Source organism: Autumnicola psychrophila, assembly GCF_031846645.1.
In the GTDB taxonomy this organism is placed as follows: Bacteria; Bacteroidota; Bacteroidia; order Flavobacteriales; family Flavobacteriaceae; genus Autumnicola; species Autumnicola psychrophila.
The window spans coordinates 198,923-223,992 of record NZ_JAVRHN010000006.1 but is presented as its reverse complement, the minus strand read 5'-3'; the positions used below and the strand labels follow the sequence as shown (position 1 = coordinate 223,992).

The following is a 25,070-nucleotide window of genomic DNA, read 5'->3' as shown; positions in this document are numbered from 1 at the left end:
ATGAAAACTATAATTGTTGCTACAGATTTTTCGCCGGAGTCAGAAAACGCTTTGGCTTATGCAGCCGGTTTTGCTCAAAAAACAGGAGCGAGGATTATCCTTTTCAATTCGTTCACAATTCCTCTTCATGTTGCAAATACAATGCTACCAGCGTCGGCTTTGGACCATCTAATCAAGGAAAACAAGCATTTGCTGAAGTCCAAATGTGAGGCTATAGGCAAAAAGTTCTCTATTGATATAAGATTTGAATCTGAATTAATGGTCGAGGTTTCTGAAGAACTGGAACGGCTTTATGAAAAATATGATGCAGATCTTATTGTGATGGGAATGGCAGGACAGTCTGTGGCTCAGGATATCTTTGGCAATACGACAACTTCAGCGATTATGAAACACAGCTATCCTGTGCTGGCAATTCCTCAAAAAGCGAAATTTGATGTGATAAAGAACATTCTTTTCGCCTATGACGAACTTAAAGAAGGAAAAAAGGAAATTTCGGATAAAGTGAAAGAGATAGCAGATTTCTTTAGTGCGAAAATTGAGGTTTTTCATGTGCTGTCTAAGACGGAGGAGAAATGTTCGAGGGATATTGAAAATGAATTCCAGGGAACGGAGTATGAGTTCAAAGAAATAAAGTCAGAAGAAATTATTAAAGAAATTGAAAGCGAGATCAACAAATTACCGGCAGATATGTTGGTAATGATTCCGCAGAAATATAACTTCTGGGAGTCTCTGGTTCACAGAAGTAAAACCCGGATGATGGCTTCCAGATCCTCGGTTCCTGTATTATCTATCCCACTTTTATCTCCGCAAGGGGAGGGAGGAGTGTAAGATGTTGGCGGAATTTTATTTTTTAGATAATCCAAAAGCGGATTAAGATGATAAAACGGTCTCTTTGCTGTTATGCAAAACGGGTGTTTAAAAATGCCAATTATCGGCCTTTCCTTTTATTATGATTTGGAAATAACTCACTTTTTGATTTTCGTAAATTAGTGGTAATTTTTAAATCGAAAGTAAACAGGAATAATAGGGCTGCGCTGTCAAAAACTAGGAAGGGCCTCTAAATGGCAATTTTCAGTACTCTAATTCTTCTGAAGATACTCCAAAAGCGGATTAATGAACCGGTCAAAAGCTTCAATATGTGGAAGGTGACCCACATCTTTGATTTCCACAAGTTTTGCGTTAGGAATTTTGTTCCTGGTTTCTTCCCCAAGCTGGTCATAAAGACCCATAGTGGCTTTTACCTCTTCTGAAACCAAGTTTTTTCCAAGTGCGGTGCGGTCACGGGTACCAATGATTAAAAGGGTGGGAACCTTTAATTCACTAAATTCATAGAACACGGGTTGGGTAAGGATCATGTCGTAAGTAAGCGCGGCATTCCATGCAATAATAGGATAATTTTCACTGAGTGTCCATCCTGCTAATAGTTTCGCCCATTCCGCATAATCTTCGTTCCAGTCTCCGGCATAATAATTTTCCTTCTGATAACTCTTTATTGCTTCGTAGTCCTTCTTAAGTTCCTGCTGATACCAGTCATTTACGCTCTGGTAAGGTATCTTCAGTTTCCAGTCTTCCAGGCCTATAGGATTGACGAGGATCAAATTTTTGGTGTTTTCAGGATACATTAAGGCAAAGCGAGTAGCAAGCATGCCGCCCATGGAATGCCCAAGCACATTCATTTTTTCTATATCTAATGATTCGGCAAGCTTCTTCGTGTTTAAGGCCAGTTGCTGAAAAGTATACTGGAAGTAATTTGGTTTACTGGATTTTCCAAAACCAATTTGGTCTGGAACCAAAACGTCAAATCCTTCAGCAGAAAGTGCTTCTATAGTCGTTTCCCAATAAGCGCCATTAAAGTTCTTTCCGTGGAGCAACATTATAGTTTCTCCATTAGGATTTTCGGCTTCAATAAACATATAAGCCATTTCATTTATTTCCTGCTGTGCGTTTACCTCAAAATAATCTACTGAATAAGGATATTCGTAACTTGTAAGCCGCAAATCCAGTTCCTGAAGATCTTCTGTTTCCTGGGAAATCACCGGGAAAAAAGTAATAACTGCAAAGAGGATAATGTAACATTTGTTCAGCATAACAAGTCATTTTAGTCACAAAAAACTACGGGAAGATGTAAGGAAAATAAATAAATCCTGCTATAATGACAGCAACAACAGCTGCGAAAAATACTCCTCCTGCAGCAACATCTTTAATATGTCCAATTTTACTATGGAAATCTGGATGCACAAAATCAGCCATAGCTTCTACAGCGGTATTTAGGCCTTCAGCACCCATTACAAGACCAATAGCAGTTATCTGAAAAAGCCATTCGGTTCTGGTAATATCAAAAACGAGTCCGGCAATAGTTACAGCAATAGCTATTACAAACTGCACCTGGATACTTGGTTCATGTCTTAATAACAACCAGGCACCCTTCATTGCATAGCCTCCTCCTCTAATACGTTTTCCGAGGAAACTGTCTCTCATTATAAAAGCGTTTTTAGCGCTGCGAGATAATCTGGTTCTTCAGCAATATCTGCTACCTGTTGGCTGTGGATAACATTACCATTTTCATCCAGAACAATTACAACCCGGGACAATAATCCTTCCAGAGGACCATCTAACATCTCAAGGCCATAATCTTTCCCGAAATTTCTCTCCCTAAAATCTGATAAATTGACAACGTTTTCCAGTCCTTCATCATTTACAAATCGTTTTTGAGCAAAAGGCAAATCTCTGGAAATACAGAGTACAACTGTGTTTTTTAAATCTGAAGCTCTTTGATTAAAATTCCGGACTGAAGTTGCGCAAACTCCTGTATCTATACTTGGAAAGATATTCATCACCACGCGTTTTCCTCTAAAATCATTTAAAGTAGCTGTGGAAAGATCTGTTTTAACGAGTTCAAAATGCGGTGCTCTTTCATCTTTTGCAGGAAGGTCACCATAAGTGGTGACTCTATTTCCCCTGAAAGTTATCTGTGACATAAGTAATTTTTTTTTGAAAGATAAATTTAGGATTTAACTGCTTGAGTAATACTAAAATTATCATAAAACAGAAAAGGCTGCTTTTAATTAAAAGCAGCCTTTTGCATTTTTATATTTTTGTAATAAAAGCAGTTATTTATCTATAGAACCTAAAACTTTTTTCACAAAATTATTTGCGGCGTCCATTTCAGAATCACCATTTTCTATCATTTTATGAACCTCAACAGCTCCACAAAGATTGGTAAGTAATTCTCCGATTACATCCATTTCCTCATCAGAAACAGATCTGTGCTCGGTGAAGTTTTCCAATACTTCAATGGTATTTTCGAGTTTTTCAACATCGTTGTTCCGTTGAAGGTGTTTAATTACTGGTAACTTCATTTACTAATTCTTTTAACGGTTCAAATTTATTGGTCTGAACCTGATTCACAAAAGTTCCGTTCTTAAAAGTTGCAAAAGTTGGAAGGTTATTCACATTTGCCATTTTTCTGGATTCTGGAAATTTTTCGGCATCTACCATTAAGAACCTGACATTCTCATTTTCTGAAGCCAGTTTTTTAAACTTAGGCTTCATCAATCGGCAGTTACCACACCAGCCGGCCATGTATTGCACAACAACCGTCTCGTTTTCAGCAACCAACTCGTTTAAATTATCTTGATCTATTTCATTTACCATAGCAGTCTTTGATTCTTTAGTTTACACTTAAGTAAGATGCAACGCCTTCTCTGTCTGCGTTCATTCCTTCTTTTCCTTCTTCCCAGTTTGCAGGGCAGACTTCTCCTTTTTCCTGTACGTGAGTATAAGCATCTATTAAACGAAGAAATTCTTTTACATTTCTACCAAGTGGCATGTGGTTAACACCTTCATGGAAGATTGTTCCTTCTTCGTCTATAAGGTAAGTCGCACGGTAAGTTACGTTATCACCTTCAACAGTTAAATCTCCTGTTTCGTCATCGTACGATTCGTTAGTAATGTCCAGGATACCTAACCTCGAGCTTAGATTTCTATTGGAATCTGCAAGAATAGGATAAGTAACACCTTCAATTCCACCATTATCTTTAGGAGTGTTTAACCATGCAAAGTGAACTTCAGGAGTATCACAGGACGCACCAATTACTATTACATTCCTTTTCTCAAATTCTTCTAACGCTTCTTGAAAAGCATGCAATTCTGTAGGGCAAACGAAGGTGAAATCCTTAGGATACCAAAAAAGAAGAACTTTTTTGTTATTCTTTTGAGCTTCTTCAAGAATATTAAGCTTGAAAGTATCGCCCATATCATTCATTGCGTTTACACTTAAATTTGGAAATTTTCTTCCTACTAATGACATATTATAATTAATTTTAAAGTTTGATTTTCGTTTCTAATTCTGGTGCAAATTTAGGGAATGAAGGCAGGAAATCTAAAGTTTTAAATTTTAAATCCTTATGTGTAAATAGTATTTATTTATAATTATGAAAAGAAAATATAGAAAAATTCTATTTATGTCGGAATCAACAATAAAATAAGGAGCTTTCCGATCTTTTAAGTAGTAGATTTATCCCTTAATTGCTTGATTTTAATGTTAAAAGCAGCAAAAATGAGCGTCATGAAGGGACTCAAATAATTGAAGAAAGCATAACCAAAATATGACATCACAGGAACTCCTAAAACACCGCTGTGATATGCACCGCAAGTATTCCAGGGAACAAGTACAGAGGTAACTGTTCCCGAATCTTCCAGAGAGCGGCTTAAATTTTCAGGAGCAAGACCTTTATCCTTATAAGCCTTAGCAAACATTTTTCCCGGCACAACAATAGCCAAATATTGATCTGAAGCAGTTAAGTTCAACGCAAGACAACTGAAAACGGTACTGGCAAACAATCCAAATACTGTGTTGAACATGTTTAAAAGTGCTTTACTTATTCTTGCCAGTGCTCCAATGGCTTCCATTATTCCACCAAAAACCATAGCACAGATTATCAGCCATATTGTTCCCAACATACCGGCCATACCACCGGAAGAGAAAAGATCATTTAAATTTTCATTGCTGGTTTCAACCGCAGTGTCCACAGTAATAGCTTGCATAATACCTCTATAACCACTAATAAGATCAAGACTTTCCGTACCCGCAATTTGCGCTATGATATCCGGCTGAAAGAAAAGCGCGGCAATAGCTCCAAGTAATGTTCCTATTAAAAGTGCAATTAAAGGGGAGGTCTTTTTTACAATAAGAGCAATAACTAATACCGGAACTAAAAAGAGCCAGGGAGAAATCCTGAAAGATTGTTCTATGGAATCTAAAATAGCAGAAGTATCGGTAGTTCCTGAAGTATCAATATTAAACCCTATAATCACAAAAACAATAAGCGTAATAATAATTGTTGGCACTGTGGTGAGGGTCATATACCGTATATGTGTAAACAAATCTGTTCCGGCCATGGCTGGTGCTAAATTGGTAGTATCACTCAACGGAGAAAGTTTGTCTCCAAAATAGGCTCCCGAAAGTATTGCCCCGGCAGTCATTCCTACCGATATTCCCAAAGCTTCGGCAATTCCTATTAAAGCGATCCCTACTGTAGCCGAAGTCGTCCAGCTACTTCCCGTAGCCACAGAGATAACAGCACAAATAATGACGCAGGCCGCCAGGAAAATTGTTGGATTAAGAATCTGGAGTCCGTAGTAAATCATGGTAGGAATAATCCCGCTCACCATCCAGGTCCCGGCAAGAGCTCCTACCATTAATAAAATTAAAATTGCTCCTGTGGTACTTTGTATATTCCCTGCTACTTCATCTATCATTTTATCGTAGTCTACTTTATTAAAGTAGCCCACGATAGCTGCAACAGCTCCACCAAGAAGGAGAATGAATTGATTTGAACCATCAAGTGCTGCATCTTTAAAAACAAAAACATTAAAAGCCAGCATAGCAATTAAGGCAAAGACGGGAATTAATGCTTCCCCAATACTCAGCTCCCTGTTTTCTTCAATTTTTTCATTTTTAAAGGAGGTGTTTTCGTTTTCCATTCAGCGTTTGTGGTTTCTTAAGGAATAGGCAGGGAAGAAGTCAGTATTAAATTATTTTCTCAAATTCAGGAGAATGTTCCGTTTAGCCAATATTCTTTCCCTTTGCCTGTTTAGCCTGTAATGTTACGATTTTAAACAAAATTTGACAAGTTTTAATCTATTTCTGCCGAATAACAGAAGTAAAACATTTACAATTTCAATTCGCTTTATTTTTTTATTCAGTCGTTTCAGGTTCTATTTATAAAAAAGCAGTAATGATAAATATTTTTTATCATATACTTATTTATATACGTATTTATTCTTAATTATATAATTACGTATTGTTCGTCAACTTTGTAGTACTTAAATTTTTACAAAGCCTCTTTTCAGCATTGGTCATTGAAGAGAATAGTCGTACTTTTGTTACTATTCGTTAAGAAATCAACATAAAAAAACATAGAATTATGAGTAAATATGATGTTGCGGTAATAGGTTCAGGTCCCGGAGGTTATGTGGCGGCCATACGCTGCGCACAATTGGGAATGAAAACTGCAATCATAGAAAAATATCCAACTTTGGGAGGTACATGTCTAAATGTAGGTTGTATTCCAAGTAAAGCTTTATTGGATTCTTCGCACTATTATCATGATGCTGTAGAGCACTTTGAAGAACACGGGATTGATATTCCAGGCGACATAAAAGTGAACCTGGAGCAAATGATGAAACGGAAATCTTCTGTAGTGAGCCAGACTTGCGACGGAGTGAAATTCCTGATGGATAAAAATAAAATTGATGTCATCCAGGGAGTAGGGTCTTTTAAAGATAAAACGCATATCAAAATTGAGAATTCTGAAGGCGAAACTCAGACTATTGAAGCTAAGAATATAATTATAGCCACAGGTTCCAAACCTTCAAATTTGCCATTTATCGAGCTTGATAAAGAGCGGGTGATCACTTCTACTGAAGCGCTTAAGCTGAAGGAAATTCCGAAGCACATGATTGTTATTGGTGGCGGAGTGATTGGTCTGGAACTAGGCCAGGTTTATAAGCGACTTGGTGCTGAAGTTTCCGTCGTGGAATTTATGGACAGTATTATTCCTACAATGGACAGCGCCCTTGCCAGAGAACTTACGAAGGTTCTTAAGAAACAAGGCGTTAAGTTTTATGTAAAGCATAAAGTAAAAGCAGTGGAGCGAAATGGTGATGAAGTTATTGTAAAAGCTGACGATAAAAAGGATCAGGAAGTGGAACTAAAAGGTGATTACTGTCTCGTTTCTGTTGGTCGTCGTCCTTTTACTGATGGGCTTAATGCTGAAGCTGCCGGAGTAGAACTTGATGATAAAGGCCGGGTAAAAGTGAATGATCATTTACAAACCAATACAGCAAATATTTACGCGATTGGTGATGTGGTGCGAGGTGCCATGCTGGCTCATAAAGCAGAGGAGGAGGGAACTTTTGTTGCTGAAACCATTGCCGGTCAAAAACCGCATATCAATTATAACTTAATCCCGGGTGTGGTTTATACCTGGCCTGAAGTTGCTGCTGTTGGAAAAACCGAAGAAGAACTGAAGGAAGCAGGAGTAAAGTATAAAGAAGGTAAGTTTCCTATGCGTGCTTTGGGACGTTCCAGGGCCAGCGGAGATATTGACGGATTCGTAAAAATCCTTGCTGATGAAAAGACCGATGAGGTGCTTGGAGTACATATGATTGGTGCCCGTACTGCAGATCTTATTGCTGAAGCGGTTACGGCAATGGAATATCGTGCTTCTGCAGAGGATATTTCAAGGATGAGCCATGCGCATCCAACTTTTGCTGAAGCAGTAAAAGAAGCAGCTCTTGCAGCAACAGATAATCGTCCATTGCATATTTAAGACTGTTAGAAATTAAAATTTACAGCCCGGAAGCATATGATTCCGGGCTTTTTTGTTATGGTGGGAGCTAACTATAAAAATTTGTAGGAATACTGAAAATTTCCAAATTTTGAATCGCTGAATTTCATACATTTACCCAATAATTCTAAAATTTTTAGAAACCATGGCAAAAGAAAAATCACCTTCAAAAAATTCGGCTAAGAAGGAGCCCGTGCTTAACCTAAAGGAAAAGCGTGCAGCGAAAGCAGCTAAGAAAAAGAACAGAACATAATCTTTATCTGATATCTTGTAAATAAATGGAGGCATTTCGCCTCCTTTTTTATTTTTTCTTTTTCCGATTGGCGTGTTTATCGCCACGGGTCTTAGGTTTTTTATACTTTTTTGCAATTTCCCTTCGATAAGAACCACCAAGATTCTCTTTACGATTCTTCTCCTTTTTCTCGTGAAAAGCGGGACCTGCTTCGTCTGCAGCTGTACCCGGATTGTTTATTTCTATGGCACGAGGGCGTTCTTCCGGAATTAATTCCGTAGAAACCTCTACTTCTTTGGGCAAATCGTATTGTGGCACCTGCAGCTTCATAAGTTGCTCGATACTTTCCAGGCTTTCCTGTTCCTTATCTGTAGTAAACAAAAAGGAAATACCCTGTTTTTCTGCACGGCCTGTTCTTCCAATCCTGTGCATATAATTTTCGGGATATGCAGGAGTGTCAAAATTCACAACATGGGAAACATTTTCAATATCGAGTCCGCGGGCCATTACATCTGTAGCGATTAGAATTCTGCAGAATCCGTCACCAAATTGGCGTACACTTCTCAATCTGTAGTTCTGGCCTTTTCCGGTATGGACAATAGTAGCTTCTTCCGGAAATTCTTTATCGATAATTTCAAACAACCTGTCGGCGATACGTTTGTTGCCTAAAAAAATCAATACTTTGCTGAAATTTTCCCTGTCTTGCAGTAAGTGCTTCAGCAAATTTGCTTTTGTGTTAAAATTTGGAATCTTAAATCCCCGTTGCTCAATATTCTCTAACGGAGTCCCGCTAACGGCAACCGAAATTTTTTCCGGAGCTTTAAAATTAACATCGATGAGTTCTTCCACAGTTTCCGTCATGGTTGCAGAAAACATAATGCTCTGTCGGTTCTGCGGCAGTAATTCCAGGATATTGTTGATTTGAAATTTGAATCCAAGATCCAACATTACGTCAACTTCATCTATCACCAGCTTCTGAATAGATTTTAACAGCACCGCTCTTCTTAGAACCAGATCGTACAATCTACGCGGAGTTGCCACCAGGATATCCTGTCCTTGCAGCAAACTCTCGTGCTGAGTGTTAATATTTACTCCGCCATAAACACCCGAAACCCGAACATTAATATATTTTGCCAACTTCTCAATCTCTTCCACCACCTGTACTACCAATTCTCTGGTAGGCACCATTATAAGTATCCTCGGATTCTTTTGTTCAGAATATTTCAGCATTTTCAGCAGCGGGAGGAGGTAAGCAAAAGTTTTTCCGGTTCCCGTTTGCGCTATCCCCACTACATCTCTTCCAGACATGATTGAAGAAAATGCCTGTTCCTGGATTGGAGTGGGCGTTTGGAAGTTTAAATCTTCCAGTGCATTGCGTAAGGGTGTATTTAGATTTAGATCCTGAAAAGTCAAAGTATAAATTTTAATTTGCGGCAAAGGTAAGCTATGATAGCCAAATTAAAAGATAAAAGTCTGATGGAAAATAAGATGTAGTATCACGTGTTTTTTCCCTCCTGAAATCCTAATATTTAACCCAGTAGGTAAACCACATTATCCATGTAGCATAAAAAACGAATGGACAAAGAATAGAGTTGGCTAATAATAGTAATGCAAATGATTTCTTTACAAAGTAGAGTATAAGTCCGAGAATCAAATTTATTCCGAATAAGAATAAAACAATTTTTAAAGTTTCAAGCGCAGAGTTTAATTCGGGCTTTGTCCAGTAATACCAAAGTCCCATCAGTAAGAATTCAATGAGAAAAATTCCAATACCGAATTTTACTAGTTTACGATGTTCCATGGTTTCTTTATTACTTCTATACCATTTTCAATACTATTTCAGAAGGTAAGTTTCTTAGTAGTTCGGGAGGACTTATTCCTTATTTTTCGAGCTTATATTTGATGATTTAGCTACACCTAATATACTGTTATTTATTAACTTACTCAATTTTAATTGTATAAGCAGCCTCAAATTTTTTCCCTGCTTCCAGTTTCAAAATATCTTCCTTGGTTTCCAGATTTTGATCTGTCCCTTCCAAATCTGCAATTCCCAGCCACGGCTCGATACAAACATAAGGTGCGCCGGGTTTTGCCCAAACACCAAGATTTTTAAAATCGGAATACTCAAGAGTCAATATAGTACCCGATAATTGGCTTTTTAGAGCCACCTCTTTAGAAGGGATATTTTTAAAAATCAGCGCATCATCATCAAAAAGATGCTCATGAAGCTGAATTTTTTTCTCATTTTGAAGAATTTTCTTCGTGTTTAGACTTACTAAACCTTCATTATTCAGGATGTGCGTGCTCAAATCCATATTTTGGTCAAATTCCAGGTAATAATCTTTATATTTTTCATCATTATTAATAGGAGTATTAAAAGCGGGATGACCTCCAAGAGAGAAAAACATAATTTTGCTATCCAGATTAGTAATTTTGTGACTGACTTTAAGTTTTTTGCCCTTCAGCTTAAAAATAATCTGGAAATTGAACTTAAAGGGATACGTTTTTAGACTTTCTTCAGAATAAATCAGCTCAAAAACGAGTTTATTTTCTGCTTTTTCTTTTACCCTGATGTCTTCATTGTGCCGCAGCATTCCGTGCTTAGGCATTTCATAAGTTTTACCTTTATAAAAATATTGTCCACCCTTTAAAATGCCAATTATCGGGAATAAGTTAGGCGCATGGCTGCTCCAGATTTCAGGATTGGCCTGCCAGATATGTTCTTTTTCGGTTTTAAGATTTTTGATGCTGCAAAGTTCAGCTCCTTTTTCAAGCACTGAAATGCTGAGGTGCTCATTCTGAATAGTAAATTTTTTCAAAACTGAAGGTTTTATGTTCCGGAATTAAAGTTACAATCATTATTTCTCTTTTATTCGGAGGACAAGATGTTTTAGTTACTTTTGAATTCAGATAAAATCTAAAAATGAAGAAAATTCTCGCTTTTGCCGGTTCTAACAGCAGTACTTCTATTAACCACCGTTTGCTTAAACATATTTCCGAAAGGATCCAGGGGCACGAAATGAAGTTGATCAAACTTACCGAATATGACTTCCCTATGTATAGTGCAGATCTCGAAAAGGAAAGAGGAATTCCCATGGATGTAAAGATTGTAAAAAATATAATTGCCGAACATGATGCTCTTATTATTGCCGTTAATGAGCATAATGGCACAGTTTCTTCTTATTTCAAGAATTGCATCGACTGGCTTTCCCGTGCTGATAGAAATTTTCTGAAGGATAAAAAGATCCTGCTTATAAGTACTTCCAACGGTGCACGTGGTGCTGCAAGTGCCTTGGAATTTACAAAAAGTGTCCTACCCAGGTTTGGCGGGCAGGTTATCGAAAGTTTCAGTTTTCCTTCGTATGCAGATAATTTTCAGGATAACAAAGTACATAATGAAGTTCTGGATATGGGAATTGAAGATGTTTTGACCACATTTTCTCATGAGGTGGAGGAATCAAAATGAATGTCCGGAAAAAGTTAAAAAATCAATAATCTTTTTCTTGCTTCTTGCTTCTTGCAGCGGAGCGATCTTTCATCTTTATTCAAAATTTTCTTTCCTTACCTTTGCACCTCAAATTGAAATTTTAAGTGCGTACCACCAAATCCTATCCTTTAGATAATCCGGAACAATTTAAAAAACAGTTATTCGCCTGGAGCCGGCAGTTTGATGAAATTACCTGGCTGGACAGTAATAATTATCAGCAGGAAAACAGCAGTTTTGACGCTCTCCTGGCGGTGCAGGCATTTACAGCTTTAAAAACAGATTATCACCAGGCTTTTGATCAACTTCAGGAGTACCAGGAAACCACTAAAGACTGGATTTTCGGCTACCTTTCCTACGAGCTCAAAAATGATGTGGAGCGGCTGACTTCAAAGAATTTCGACGGACTCCGTTTTCCGGATCTTTACTTTTTTCAGCCTCAAAAAATTATTCAGGTTAAAGGAAACACTGCAGAATTCCATTATTTGCGGATGGTAGATGATGAAATGGATGGGGATTTTGCAGAAGTACTTGATTTGGAAGAGAGAGGAGAGAGTAAAGAGGAAGGACTAAGAAATGAAAAAATTTCACCACGCATTTCAAAAAAAGAATACCTTCAAAAAGTTCACAACATGCTGGAGCACATTCAGCGGGGAGATATTTATGAAGCTAACTTTTGTCAGGAATTCTATGCCGAAAATTGCCAAATTCAGCCATCGGCTGTTTTTTCCAGGCTGAATGAAATTTCGGGTTCTCCGTTTGCCACTTTTTTAAAATTGGAGCAGCACTATCTGCTCTGCGCCTCTCCGGAGCGTTATTTAAAGAAAACCGGAAGCAAAATTTTGTCCCAACCAATTAAAGGAACGGCCAGAAGGGCAGAAAATAAGGAAGAAGACCTCGAAATTAGCCAGGCATTAGCAAATGACCCGAAGGAAATTTCCGAAAATGTGATGATTGTCGACCTGGTAAGGAACGATTTGTCGAAAATTGCCAAAAAAGGCAGTGTAAATGTGGATGAGCTTTGCAAAGTCTATACCTTTAAACAGGTGCACCAGTTAATTTCAACAATTTCGGCACAACTTGAAGATGGAATTCCTGCTGTAGAAACCCTGCGCGCCACATTCCCGATGGGAAGCATGACCGGAGCTCCAAAAATTTCGGCAATGAAAATTATTGAGGAACTGGAAGAAACCAAACGCGGACTTTATAGCGGCGCCGTGGGTTACTTTACGCCAAACGGTGATTTTGATTTTAATGTGGTAATCCGCAGTATTCTTTATAATGCTGAAGATCGATATTTGTCATTTTCTGTTGGTGGCGCTATTACCGCACAATCTAATCCTGAAAAGGAATATGAAGAATGCCTGCTCAAAGCAAAGGCGATGCATGATGCCCTGTCTAATTAAAGTTTTATTCAGGCACTGGAAAATTGACATTTTCGCAGGTGTTAGAAGAGGCGTCTTTTTGTATATTTGAGTATCTATGGAGAAATCTTTTAAAAATACCCTCAAATCCAGGTTTCCCTTCTTATGCGGAAAAAATCTTCTGCTGGCAGTCAGCGGGGGACTGGACAGTGTAGCTCTGGCGTATCTTTGTAAAGCTGCGAAATTAGAATTTTCCATAGCACATTGCAATTTTAATCTTAGGGGCGAAGAAAGCGACGGGGACGAAGATTTTGTGATTGATCTGGCAGATGAGCTGGAAGTTGAAGTTTTTGTTCAGAATTTTGATACCGAAGCTTTTGCTGAAGAAGCAAAAATTTCTATACAAATGGCAGCGCGTGAATTGCGCTATAACTGGTTTCAGGAATTATCAGATACTTTAAAATTTGAATATATTCTCACGGCTCACCACGCCAACGACAATCTGGAAACTTTCCTTATCAACCTGGTGCGTGGCACCGGACTGGAAGGTTTAAGCGGAATTTTAATTGAAAACGATAGAATTATTCGGCCAATGCTGGATTTTTCCCGGAAAGAAATAGAAACTTATGCCCGCGATAACAGCATCAAGTGGAGGGAAGACAGTAGTAATGCTTCTACAAAATATCTTCGGAATAAAATTCGGCACGATGTAGTTCCTATGCTGGAAGAATTGAATCCGCAGTTATTGCAAAGTTTTTCTCAAACTCAGGCGCATTTAAAAGAAAGTGAAGCGTTAATTGACGATTATATAAGCCTGATTTATCCTAAAGTGGTGAAATTTGGCAAATTTGGCTATACGCTGGATGTTGAATATCTTAAGAAATTGCCAAATACAAAAGCAATAATTTATCAGCTGCTGAAATCTTTTGGTTTCAGAGAATGGAATGATGTTTACAATCTCCTGGATGCACAGCCCGGGAAGATCGTTTATTCTGAGGATTACCGGCTTATAAAAGATCGTGATACCTTAATTTTAACCGAAATAAATCATTCTGAAGATAAAGTTTATACTATTGCTGAAGAGGAAGATTTGGTAATGTTGCCGCTGGGCAGGATTGCTTTTCGAAACGTAGAGGAAATTGACAAAAACAGGGATAACACAAGAATTTTTGTTGCGAGGGAAAAACTTCAGTTTCCGCTGAAAATCAGGAAGTGGAAAAAAGGTGATTATTTCTATCCTTTCGGGATGAAAGGCAGAAAGAAACTCAGTGACTTTTTTAAGGACCAAAAAATGTCCATTCCGGAAAAGGAAAATACCTGGTTGTTATGTTCCGGAGAAGACATTGTGTGGGTAATAAACCACAGGGCAGACGATCGTTTTGCAGTAACTTCAGAAAAGCAGGAAATACTAAAAATTTCGTGCTGCCTTCAATCCTTCAGCTAAAGCTAAAACAATAAAATTTATACGGTTTATTCGGTAATTTCTATCTTTAGGCACTTTTAAAACCCACGGAATGAAATTATTCAGAATTACTTTACTTTTAAACCTATTCTTCTTTATTGGAGCTCAGTCTTTTGCCCAGTTACAGGAGGATTACAACGTAGAAGAAAATTATACAAAGATGGAAGTGGATATCCCGATGAGGGACGGTACAAATCTCCATACCACTATTTATTCACCTATTGATACCTCTACAGAATACCCAATTTTAATGCAACGTACGCCTTACAGCTCACGGCCTTATGGAGAAGACCAGTTCCGTTCCAAAATTGGTCCAAACGAATATTTAATGCAGCAAGGAAATATCATCGTGTACCAGGACGTTCGTGGCAGATGGATGAGTGAAGGGGAGTACGACAATATGCGAGCTTTTATTCCAAATAAAACAGGAGAACAGTTTGATGAGGCCAGCGATACTTACGATACCATTGAGTGGCTGATAAATAATGTGGAAAATAATAATGGCAGGGTTGGCACCTGGGGGATTTCCTATCCCGGTTTTTATGCTACATATTCACTTTTAAGTGATCACCCGGCGTTAAAGGCGGCTTCCCCGCAGGCCAGTATAGGCGATTTCTTTTTTGACGATTTCCATCATAATGGAGCTTATCTTCTAAGTTACTGGCGGGCAACTGCGCTTTTCGGTTACCAGAAAGATGGCCCTACAGATGAGGCCTGGTACAACCTTCCGGAACTTGGAACTCAGGATCAATACCAGTTTTTTCTGGATGCAGGTCCGTTGAGCAATCTCGATAAATACTATGGAGAGGATAATATTTTCTGGCAGCAATTAAAGGAGCATCCAAACTATGACGAATTCTGGCAATCCCGCGGAATCGTGCAGCATATGAAAGACATTAAGCCGGCGGTGATGATCGTGGGCGGACTTTTTGATGCTGAAGATCTTTACGGACCGTTCAATATTTATAAAAGTATCGAAAAGCACAGCGATAATTATAATTCAATAGTTTTTGGTCCCTGGAGCCACGGAGATTGGGCCAGGAATGAAGAAAGACAGGCAGTAGGAAATGTTTATTTTGGAGATAATATTTCTGAAGATTTTCAGCAGAACTATGAGACCGTATTCTTTAATCATTTTCTAAAAGGAGAAGCAGATGGAAATACCGGACTTGCAGAAGCTCATATGTACGACACCGGCGAAAGGAAATGGGATAACTATGAAGCCTGGCCACCAAAAGCAGTAGAAAAAAGATCATTCTACCTTGGCGAAAATGAGAACTTAATAGATAATCCTTCAGATTCTAAGGAAGAATTTATCAGCGATCCAAAAAAACCTGTTTCCTATAATAATGAAATTAAAATGGTTTTTACTCCGCGGGAATATATGACCGGCGACCAACGATTTGCGGCCAGGAGACCAGATGTACTAGTTTTCGAAACCGAAGTTTTAGAGGAAGACCTGAAAATGGCCGGACCTATAGAAGCGCGTCTACAAGTTGCTACCACCGGAACTTCAGCAGATTGGGTGGTGAAAGTAATCGATGTTTATCCTCCCGATGCCGAAGATTATGAAGAGACTCCGGCACATCTTAAAATGAGCAATTATCATATGATGGTGCGCAGTGAAGTCATGCGCGGAAGGTTTAGAAACGGATTTGAAAATCCGGAGCCTTTTGAGCCAAATAAAAAAACTGCTGTTAACATCAATTTACAGGATATTAATCATACTTTTAAAAAAGGGCATAAGTTGCAAATTCAGGTTCAAAGTACCTGGTTTCCACTAATAGATCTTAATCCGCAGACTTATATTCCTAATATTTTTGAAGCCGAAGAAGAAAATTTTCAGAAGCAAACACATACCGTTTACGGAGATTCGGCTGTGATATTTTCAGTTTTAAATGAATAGAGAATTTATGAATTTCAGTTATAAAAAGCTACTTCCGTTATTGTTAATTCTAGCTGTTGCTTCCTGTAAACAGGAGGGAAAGGCTGTTTCAGAAGTTGATATTGAACAAAATTCCGCAGCGTTAAACGAGTATTTTGACGAGCAGTTTCAAAAGGAAGTAGCGGAATCACCAATGCTTCAAACACGCTTGGGAATAAAGGAGGATTACGGTAAATGGGACAACTTTTCTACAGAGAAATATGCTGAAGACCTTAATCAGGCAAAAACCAGACTGGATTATATAGACGATATAGATCCTGCAAATCTGAATGAAGACGTACGGCTTAGTTATGCGTTGTACAGGCATGGACTGGAAAATGAAATTGAGGATTATAATTATAGATTCTATGATTACCCGGTAAACCAGATGTTTGGCTACCACTCTCAGTTGCCTGCTTTTCTTATAAACATGCACAGCATAGATTCTATAAGCGATGCTAAAGCCTATATTTCGAGGCTTAAGGGATTTCCTGAAGCTTTTAAAGAAATTATTGAAGGATTAAGAATAAGGGAGCAGAACCAGATTATGCCACCGCGGTTTGTTTTTAATAAAGTATTGGATGACTCCCGGAACGTTATTACCGGAAGACCATTTGAGAAATCTACTGACGCAAGTACATTACTCGCAGATTTTAAATCCAAAGTAGAGGCCCTGGATATTTCTGAAGAAGAAGAGCAGCAATTAATTTCAGAAGCCGAAACTGCACTTGTAGAGCAGGTGAAACCGGCTTATACGGAGCTAATTGCTTTTCTGGAAAATCAACAGAAGCGGGCAACGTCTGAAGCCGGGGTATGGAAATTTCCTAAAGGTGAGGAGTATTTTAACAATGCTTTAAAAAGGACAACCACTACAGATTTAACTGCAGATGAAATTCATGAAATCGGGTTAAATGAAGTTGCGCGCATCCACAGGGAAATGGAAGAGATTATGAAGGAAGTGGAATTTGAAGGTTCGCTTCAGGATTTCTTTAACTTCATGAGGACAGATGAACAATTTTTTTATGAAGATAGCGAAGAAGGACGGGCAAAATACCTTGCTGATGCTAAAGAGATTATAGACCAGATGCGGGAAAAGCTTCCTGATTTATTTCTTACACTTCCTGAAGCCAAAATCGTGGTGAAAGCTGTGGAACCTTTCAGGGAAAAAAGTGCAGGAAAAGCATTTTATCAACAGCCAGCTATAGACGGTTCACGTCCAGGAACATTTTATGCCAATCTTTATGATATACGTGCTATGCCCACTTACCAGCTGGACGCGCTGGCTTATCACGAGGGTATTCCGGGACATCATATGCAAATAGCAATCGCTCAGGAACTGGAAGAGGTTCCCGATTTCAGAAAATTCGGTTTTTATACAGCTTATGTTGAAGGCTGGGGATTGTATAGTGAGTTGCTTCCGAAAGAAATAGGTTTTTATGAAGATCCTTATTCAGATTTTGGCCGATTGGCCATGGAGCTATGGAGAGCCTGCAGGTTAGTGGTAGATACTGGAATTCATGCTAAAAAATGGACTCGTGAAGAGGGAATCGACTATTATAAACAAAACACACCCAATGCAGAAAGTGATGCCATTAAAATGGTGGAGAGGCATATTGTAATGCCAGGTCAGGCAACAGCTTACAAAATTGGAATGAATAAGATTCTTGAGCTGCGGGAAAGAGCCAGGTCACAATTAGGAGAAAATTTTGATATACGTGAATTTCATGATGTAGTTTTGCTCAACGGAGCGATACCTTTAAACATCCTGGAACAAAAGGTTAATGATTGGATCGCAGAGAATAAAAGTTAAACACTAACAATTGGAGCAAATAGAGCAAAAGGATCTTAAGTTGATAAAGCTTAGGAACAACAATCAGACTGAAGTGGGAATTCTTAATTTGGGAGCTACACTTTTTAGTATTAAAATGGATGATTCATCTGGTAAAAGGGTAAATGTGATAGTTTCTCCAAAACGACCTGAAGATTTTCTCACCGCCAGCTATAAGGATCATAATAAATTATTCGGGGCTTCTATAGGCCGTTTTGCGGGTAGAATTAGTAAAGGAGAATTTAGTATTGGAAATGAAAAGTATGAGCTTCCACAACAAAATGGAGAGCATTTGCATGGGGGAGCTGAGGGATTCCAGTATAAATTATGGCATGTAGAAGAAGAAACTTCAGGAAAAAATCCATCGGTTACTTTGTCTTACCTTAGTAACGACGGAGAAGAAGGATATCCGGGAAATTTAAAAGTTCAGGTTAACTATACGCTTTCTGAAGATGATAAACTTAGTATAACCTATACAGCAGAAACTGACAGGAACACCATCGTTAACCTCACCAATCATGCTTATTTTAATTTAAATGGAGAAGGTAGTGTGAGTGATCATTTCCTTTTTATTAATGCCGATAAAATTCTGAAGATCGATGAGAAAAATCTTCCCACGGGCGACCTCGTGAATTTACCGAAAAATCCCAAGAACTTTGGTAGCAATAAATTAATAGGGAACCGGGTTTTAAATGATGCTTATGTACTAAATTCTGACGACCAGGAGGTTTCTGCGAGATTGTTCTCCCCAATGACGGGAATAAAAATGGAAATGCGCACTAATCAAAGTGCGATTATAGCTTATGCTCCTGAAGAATTGCCGTCCTCTCTAAGTTACCAGACCTCCATTTCAAAGGAATATCCTTCCATCTGTCTTGAGGCACAGAATTTTCCTGATGCTCCACACTTCCGGAATTTTCCTTCCAGCCAGCTGGCGCCTGGAGAAAAGTACATTAATGAGATCTCGTTAAGTTTTTCAGTAAAGAAATAATATTAATTAATTTTAAATGTAATTTTTACGTTTAAAATTTAAAATTATATATTTAACAAAATTTTAAATTGACCTATGGAATTTGAATTACTGGATCAAATTGTTTTCGCAGCATATGCATTATTAATCATTGGGATAGGTTTATGGGTTTCCAGAGGAAAGGGAGAATCTTCAGAAGATTATTTTCTTGCCAGTAAATCTTTACCGTGGTGGGCGATAGGTACTTCCCTGATCGCAGCAAATATTTCCGCAGAGCAGTTTATAGGGATGTCTGGTTCTGGTTTTGCAATAGGTCTCGCCATAGCATCTTATGAGTGGATGGCAGCAATTACATTGCTGGTAGTGGGAAAATTCTTTTTACCCATATTTATTGAAAAGAAACTTTATACGATTCCGGAATTTGTGGAAGTACGTTATGGGACGAACCTTAAGACGATATTGGCCATTTTCTGGATTGCACTTTTTATTTTCGTTAACCTTACTTCGGTTCTTTATCTGGGTGCCACAGCTCTCGATACTATTATTGGTGTTGGAGATGGTTCCATATTTATGTATTCTATAGTAGGTCTTGCGCTCTTTGCGGCTGCGTACTCGCTTTATGGCGGACTTGCTGCTGTGGCATGGACAGATGTTGTGCAGGTGGTTCTTCTTATCGCTGGTGGTTTGATCACCACTTACATTGGCCTTACTCATGTGGCAGAAGATGGAGGAGTGATATCGGGTATGGTTTCTATCTACGAACAGGTACCAGAGAAGTTTTCTATGATCCTGGAGAAGGGAGAGATAATGACACCTAATGGAAAAGATGCCTGGTGGGATTTACCGGGATTAGCCGTGTTACTTGGAGGAATGTGGGTTGCGAATCTCTACTACTGGGGATTCAATCAATACATTATCCAAAGGACACTGGCTGCAAAAAGTCTTCGTGAATCGCAGAAGGGAATTATCCTGGCCGGATTTCTTAAACTACTTATTCCGTTAATAGTGGTTATTCCCGGAATCATAGCTTATGTGATGAACACCGGGCCTAACGGAGAGATATCTTCAGCATTTACAGATCCTTCTTTTATTGGTGAAAGCGGAACCATTATCAATGACAACGCCTTTCCATGGCTTATAAAAGAATTTATTCCTGTGGGTCTTAAGGGCCTTGTATTGGCTGCTCTGGCCGCGGCTATCGTGTCTTCCATTGCATCAATGCTGAACTCTACAGCAACCATTTTTACCATGGATATCTATAAACCATATTTTAGTAAAGGACGTTCTGATAAAAACCTGGTTACGGTAGGAAGGCTTTCTGCTACAATTGCTCTTATTATAGCTGTAATTCTTGCTCCGCAACTGGCAAACCTGGGTCAGGTATTCCAGTATATCCAGGAATATACGGGTATTGTGAGTCCGGGTATCCTGGCGGTATTTATGCTTGGTTTATTTTACAAAAAGACTACTAACAAAGCAGCAATTTGGGGAGTTTTGTTATCTATTCCAATAGCGCTTTATTTTAAAGTTGGTCCAAATGGATGGGTAGATAGTCCACTTTTTGTGGAGTTGCCTTTCATGCACCAAATGTTCATCACCTGGATATTAACGATGCTCATTATGGTTGGGATAAGTTATGCTGAAACAAAAGGAAGAGACCATGAAAGAGCCATTATTATTTCTAAAAAGTTATTTAAAACAGGTCCTGTTTTTAATATATGTGGTTTTGCAATTTTATTAATTGTTGCAATGCTATATGCTTTATTCTGGTAGAAAAAATAAGATAAACTGAAGCATAAAAAAGGCTGCGGAATATTTTCCGCAGCCTTTTTTATAGAAGAAGGAAAGTTAATTAGACTTCCTTCGTATAATGTTTTTCAGGAAGTTGTTTAAGAGTATTCGCAGCCATTTCTGCTGTAATATCACGCTGTGGCCCCGCAAACATTTCATAACCCACCATAAACTTTTTTACTGTTGCAGACCTTAGGAGCGGCGGGTAGAAAGACATGTGGAAATGCCACTCCGGATATTCTTTTCCATTTGTAGGAATTTGATGGATTCCTGAAGAATATGGAAAAGAAGTCTCAAAAAGATTGTCATACATGATCGTCAATTTCTTAATGATCTCAGCAAAAGACTGTTCTTCTTCCTCGTTTAGCTGACCAATATGTTGATGATGTTCCCGCGGAATTATCATCGCTTCATAAGGCCAAACCGCCCAGTAGGGAATGAGTGCTACAAAATGCTCATTTTGGACCAGGATGCGTTCATCCAGTTCAAGTTCCTGCTTTAAGTAATCTGCCAGCAGGCTGCGCTTATTTTCCTGCCAATACTCTTTAAAGTGTTTCGATTTCTTCTGAATTTCTGTTGGGATTGAAGATTGCGACCAGATTTGCCCATGCGGGTGCGGATTGCTACATCCCATAACAGCACCTTTATTTTCAAAAATCTGTACGTAATTGATGTTTTCTCTGCTTCCCAAATCTGCATATTCTCTTTTCCACATTTTCACCACCTTTTTAATGTCGCCGGTCTTCATCAAAGGAAGTGTAAGTGAGTGATCTGGAGAAAAACAGACTACTTTACAGATTCCCTTTTCTGCTTCGGCTTTTAACAGGCCGTCGTTCAGCTTTTTTTCCGGAGTATCAGGTAATAATGCTGAAAAATCGTTTGTAAAAGCAAATGGTTCGGTATAATCGGGATTGGTTTCTCCACTGGTACGGGTATTTCCGGGGCATAAATAACAGGAAGGATCATAATCTGGTCCTTTTTCAGAATTATGTTTCTCGGTCTTTCCCTGCCATGGCCTTTTTGTACGATGTGGGGAAACCAGGATCCATTCTCCGGTTAAAATATTATAGCGTCTATGTGGATTGTTGTTTAATTCGTTGCTCATAATTTGGATTTTTAGCTATGCCTTAAATTCGTCAATTATCGTCCCTTCCCCGGCTGATACTGAAATTACATCCATTTTTCTGTTGAATTTTTTAAAATATGCTTCAGAAATTTCTTCAGAATATTCCTCAATTTTATCAGCTTCGATTAAATTGATCGTGCAGCCGCCAAAACCACCGCCCATCATTCTGGAACCGTAGATAAAATCCTTATTTCTGGAAAATTCGACCATAAAATCCAGTTCGGGGCAGCTCACTTCGTAATTATGCTGAAGACCTTCGTGGGATTGGTACATCAGCTCTCCAAATTCCTTCAATTCTCCACTTTTCATGGCTTCCGAAGCTTTTTCAACCCTTGCATTCTCCTTTAGGACATAAATGCAACGCTGATAGGTCTTTTTTGGTAATTCAGATTTAAATTCTTCCAGCATGTTAAAATTTACTTCCCTTAAAGAAGTTGCTTCAGGGTATTTTTGCTGAATTTTTCTTACTGCTTCTTCACATTCAGCACGCCTGGTGTTATATTCACTATCTGCAATGCTGTGGGACACGTTGGTATTCAGCAGTAATAATTTACAATTTTTAAAATCGGCAGGAATATATTCGGTTTCAAGAGTTTTGCAGTCTAAAAGAATAATATGATCTTTTTTGCTCATTACTGAAGCAAACTGGTCCATAATTCCGCAGTTGGAGCCTACAAAGTTGTTCTCTGCACGTTGCGAAAGTTCCACAATGTCTTGTTTGGACAAATTCAGATTAAAAAGCTGGTTTAAACCGCCTGCAAATCCGCATTCCAGCGCCGCTGAAGAACTTATTCCGGCACCTATGGGGAGTTCGCTTTTAATAATACAGTCGAATCCCTTCAGGTTTTTTCCAAGTTTCTGAATTTCATCAATTACTCCCAGCAAATAGTTTTTCCAGGAATCTTCAGCTTTAGAAAAATCGTTCAGATTAAATTCAAAATAACTGTCGAAGGTGAGACTGTAAATATGGCAATTATCGTCCGACTCATTTTTTCTGAAGTCAAAAAATATCTTCTTATCAATTGCAGTGGGCATTACCAACCCATTGTTATAATCTGTATGTTCCCCAATAAGGTTGATCCTTCCCGGGGAAGCCACCTTTACTTCAGAATTGAAGTCTGAGAACTTTTCCGGATACAATTTTTTGTTGGTTGAATTTTCCAAAGATTCTTCTTTTTAGTGAATTATCTTGTAAAGATAATAAATGTAAAATGTACGTTAATTATATTTATTAATTATTTCTATATCTTTATTCCAAATGGAAATTAAAACCAATGGCAAATTTAGAAACGGATCTTTACAGTGTAAAGGACAAAATGTATGCAGCGGCAGATTGTATAATCTTTGGTTTTGATTCGGGAAAATTAAAGCTACTCATTTTTAGAAGAAGAGTAGAACCTTTAAAAGGGGAGTGGTCACTAATAGGAAGTTTCGTGCGGCTGGAAGAAGATGTAACAGAAGCGGCAAAACGGGTTTTAAAAGAAATTACCGGTTTGGAAAACGTTTTTATGGAACAGCTTAAAACTTATGGCAAAGCAGACAGAGACCCCGGGTTTAGATGTTTGTCTATTGCGCAGTATGCTTTAATAAGAATAGATGAATATGATGAAGAGCTTGTAGAGAAACATGGAGCTCACTGGTACAATATTGATGCTGTGCCAGGTTTGGTATTGGACCATAATAAAATGGTACAGGACGCCCTGGAGCGGCTAAGGCAAAAGGCAAGATATCAGCCAATAGGGCTCAACCTTTTACCCGAAAAATTTACCATTCCCCAATTGCAGCAATTATATGAAGTAATCTACCAGAAGGAGCTGGACTCCAGAAATTTTCGGAAAAAATTGCTTTCCCTAAAAGTGCTGATAAAACTTGATGAAAAGGATAAAACCAATTCCAGAAGAGGAGCCTTTCTTTATAAATTTGATTATAAGACCTATCACGAACTTGAGAAAATTGGCTATAATTTTGAAATTTCTTAGTTAAAGTATTTTTAGGTTTAATTATAAATAAATTACTTTCAGAAATTGTATTGTTGAAAAAACTTTAGTAACTACATTTAAAAGGTCAGGATGAAAAATAAGTTCAATAGAAGAGAAGTAATAAAAAATCTGGCCCTGGGAACGGGAGCTCTTAGCCTTGGTGGTGTCAGTAGTGCCTTCAATATTCCAGAATCACTTGCTAAAGAGGATTTGAACACTTCAAGGTTAAAAGGAAATATTAACCATTCCGTCTGCCGGTGGTGTTATGGTGATATTCCTTTGGATAAATTTGCCCGGGAATCGGCTGAGATGGGTTTAAAAGCTATAGATCTTTTAAAACCTTCAGAATGGGACACTGTAGAAAAATACGGACTAACCTGCTCCATGGCTACAGATGATTTTGCTAATATTGGAGAAGGTTTTAACGATCCTGCCAATCACGAGAAGTTGCAAACCTTATATAAACCACTAATTGATAAAGCCTCAGACCAAGGAATTAAAAATGTGATTTGTTTTTCTGGAAATCGTGACGGCCTCGGCGATGAAAAAGGTCTGGAAAATTGTGCTGTGGGGTTAACTCCATTACTAAAATATGCTGAAGAACGGGAAGTTAACCTTGTGATGGAACTTTTAAACAGCAAAGTGAACCATCCAGATTATCAATGCGACCATACCAGCTGGGGTGCTGCGTTATGTGAAAAGATAGGATTATCTAATTTTAAACTACTTTACGACATTTATCACATGCAAATTATGGAAGGAGACATTATGAGAACCATTAAAGATAATCATCAGTATATCAATCACTATCATACAGCGGGGAATCCTGGTAGGAACGAAATTAATGAAACTCAGGAATTATATTATCCAGCTATAGTAAGAACCATTCTAGAAACAGGTTTTGACGGATACCTAGCCCAGGAATTTGTTCCTACTTATGAGGATAAAATGGCGGCTTTAAAAGAGGGTGTTCTAATCTGTGATGTTTAATTTCTGTAAGAAAAACATAACATTAAAAAATGGCCTTCAATTTTGAAGGCCATTTTTATTCAACTTA

The 25,070-nt window shown here is 38.3% G+C and carries 22 protein-coding genes; 11 read left to right on the top strand and 11 right to left on the bottom strand.

Going from position 1 to position 25,070, the window contains the following annotated elements; translation table 11 throughout:
* Positions 1–828 carry a universal stress protein gene (locus RM541_RS09775; RefSeq protein ID WP_311499982.1) on the top strand — a complete coding sequence of 276 codons (828 nt, stop codon included), beginning with the start codon at positions 1–3 and terminating at the stop codon, positions 826–828.
* Between the two features lie 251 nt (positions 829–1,079).
* Here the strand turns inward: RM541_RS09775 and RM541_RS09770 are convergent, their stop codons facing one another.
* The 7 genes from RM541_RS09770 to nhaC all read right to left on the bottom strand — a co-directional run bounded on the left by RM541_RS09770 (position 1,080) and on the right by nhaC (position 5,985).
* Positions 1,080–2,087 carry an alpha/beta fold hydrolase gene (locus RM541_RS09770; protein WP_311499981.1) on the bottom strand — a complete coding sequence of 336 codons (1,008 nt, stop codon included), beginning with the start codon at positions 2,085–2,087 and terminating at the stop codon, positions 1,080–1,082.
* A 25-nt stretch (positions 2,088–2,112) separates the two neighbouring features.
* A complete protein-coding gene (locus RM541_RS09765) occupies positions 2,113–2,478 on the bottom strand; it encodes a diacylglycerol kinase (protein ID WP_311499980.1) in 366 nt (121 codons plus the stop codon).
* Positions 2,478–2,978: a thiol peroxidase gene (gene tpx / locus RM541_RS09760; RefSeq protein ID WP_311499979.1), complete on the bottom strand. Its 501-nt coding sequence runs from the start codon at positions 2,976–2,978 to the stop codon at positions 2,478–2,480. Before tpx ends, RM541_RS09765 begins: the two co-directional genes overlap by 1 nt.
* 132 nt (positions 2,979–3,110) lie before the next feature.
* Complete coding sequence (locus RM541_RS09755; RefSeq protein WP_311499978.1) at positions 3,111–3,359, bottom strand: DUF6952 family protein; 249 nt, start codon at positions 3,357–3,359, stop codon at positions 3,111–3,113.
* Positions 3,340–3,654: a thioredoxin family protein gene (locus RM541_RS09750; protein ID WP_311499977.1), complete on the bottom strand. Its 315-nt coding sequence runs from the start codon at positions 3,652–3,654 to the stop codon at positions 3,340–3,342. The genes RM541_RS09755 and RM541_RS09750 overlap by 20 nt, the downstream gene beginning before the upstream one ends.
* Positions 3,655–3,670: 16 nt before the next feature.
* Positions 3,671–4,309, bottom strand: a complete 639-nt coding sequence (locus tag RM541_RS09745; RefSeq protein WP_311499976.1) for a peroxiredoxin — start codon at positions 4,307–4,309, stop codon at positions 3,671–3,673.
* Positions 4,310–4,503: 194 nt separating this feature from the next.
* Entirely contained in the window at positions 4,504–5,985 is a 1,482-nt protein-coding gene (gene nhaC, locus RM541_RS09740) for a Na+/H+ antiporter NhaC (protein ID WP_311499975.1), read from the bottom strand.
* Between the two features lie 443 nt (positions 5,986–6,428).
* On the opposite strand from nhaC, the gene lpdA reads away from it, so the two are divergent.
* Positions 6,429–7,835: a dihydrolipoyl dehydrogenase gene (gene lpdA, locus RM541_RS09735; RefSeq protein ID WP_311499974.1), complete on the top strand. Its 1,407-nt coding sequence runs from the start codon at positions 6,429–6,431 to the stop codon at positions 7,833–7,835.
* A gap of 319 nt (positions 7,836–8,154) precedes the next feature.
* Here lpdA and RM541_RS09730 read toward each other — a convergent pair whose 3' ends face one another.
* Complete coding sequence (locus tag RM541_RS09730; RefSeq protein WP_311499973.1) at positions 8,155–9,498, bottom strand: DEAD/DEAH box helicase; 1,344 nt, start codon at positions 9,496–9,498, stop codon at positions 8,155–8,157.
* A gap of 527 nt (positions 9,499–10,025) precedes the next feature.
* Positions 10,026–10,904, bottom strand: coding sequence for an aldose 1-epimerase family protein (locus tag RM541_RS09725; protein ID WP_311499972.1), 879 nt, complete (start codon positions 10,902–10,904; stop codon positions 10,026–10,028).
* Between the two features lie 104 nt (positions 10,905–11,008).
* Between RM541_RS09725 and RM541_RS09720 the strand changes: the two genes are divergently transcribed.
* The 7 genes from RM541_RS09720 (at position 11,009) to RM541_RS09690 (ending at position 20,890) form a co-directional block, all read left to right on the top strand.
* Complete coding sequence (locus tag RM541_RS09720; RefSeq protein WP_311499971.1) at positions 11,009–11,551, top strand: NADPH-dependent FMN reductase; 543 nt, start codon at positions 11,009–11,011, stop codon at positions 11,549–11,551.
* A 125-nt stretch (positions 11,552–11,676) separates the two neighbouring features.
* On the top strand, positions 11,677–12,975 hold the full coding sequence (gene pabB, locus RM541_RS09715) for an aminodeoxychorismate synthase component I (protein WP_311499970.1): 1,299 nt from the start codon (positions 11,677–11,679) through the stop codon (positions 12,973–12,975).
* A gap of 76 nt (positions 12,976–13,051) precedes the next feature.
* On the top strand, positions 13,052–14,377 hold the full coding sequence (tilS, locus tag RM541_RS09710; protein ID WP_311499969.1) for a tRNA lysidine(34) synthetase TilS: 1,326 nt from the start codon (positions 13,052–13,054) through the stop codon (positions 14,375–14,377).
* Positions 14,378–14,447: 70 nt separating this feature from the next.
* Positions 14,448–16,301 carry a CocE/NonD family hydrolase gene (locus RM541_RS09705; protein WP_311499968.1) on the top strand — a complete coding sequence of 618 codons (1,854 nt, stop codon included), beginning with the start codon at positions 14,448–14,450 and terminating at the stop codon, positions 16,299–16,301.
* The gene (locus RM541_RS09700; protein WP_311499967.1) at positions 16,294–18,129 is read left to right on the top strand and encodes a DUF885 domain-containing protein; all 1,836 of its coding nucleotides are present in this window, start codon (positions 16,294–16,296) and stop codon (positions 18,127–18,129) included. Before RM541_RS09705 ends, RM541_RS09700 begins: the two co-directional genes overlap by 8 nt.
* 10 nt (positions 18,130–18,139) lie before the next feature.
* Positions 18,140–19,138: an aldose epimerase family protein gene (locus RM541_RS09695; protein ID WP_311499966.1), complete on the top strand. Its 999-nt coding sequence runs from the start codon at positions 18,140–18,142 to the stop codon at positions 19,136–19,138.
* A 75-nt stretch (positions 19,139–19,213) separates the two neighbouring features.
* Entirely contained in the window at positions 19,214–20,890 is a 1,677-nt protein-coding gene (locus tag RM541_RS09690; RefSeq protein ID WP_311499965.1) for a sodium/sugar symporter, read from the top strand.
* Between the two features lie 79 nt (positions 20,891–20,969).
* Here the strand turns inward: RM541_RS09690 and RM541_RS09685 are convergent, their stop codons facing one another.
* Together RM541_RS09685 and galK are read right to left on the bottom strand one after the other, a co-directional pair.
* Entirely contained in the window at positions 20,970–22,013 is a 1,044-nt protein-coding gene (locus RM541_RS09685) for a UDP-glucose--hexose-1-phosphate uridylyltransferase (RefSeq protein WP_311499964.1), read from the bottom strand.
* Between the two features lie 15 nt (positions 22,014–22,028).
* Positions 22,029–23,198, bottom strand: a complete 1,170-nt coding sequence (gene galK, locus RM541_RS09680; RefSeq protein ID WP_311499963.1) for a galactokinase — start codon at positions 23,196–23,198, stop codon at positions 22,029–22,031.
* Between the two features lie 110 nt (positions 23,199–23,308).
* Here galK and RM541_RS09675 point away from each other — a divergent pair, with 110 nt between their 5' ends.
* Entirely contained in the window at positions 23,309–24,013 is a 705-nt protein-coding gene (locus RM541_RS09675) for an NUDIX hydrolase (RefSeq protein WP_311499962.1), read from the top strand.
* A gap of 90 nt (positions 24,014–24,103) precedes the next feature.
* On the top strand, positions 24,104–25,003 hold the full coding sequence (locus RM541_RS09670; protein ID WP_311499961.1) for a hydroxypyruvate isomerase family protein: 900 nt from the start codon (positions 24,104–24,106) through the stop codon (positions 25,001–25,003).
* Positions 25,004–25,070 lie beyond the last annotated feature (67 nt).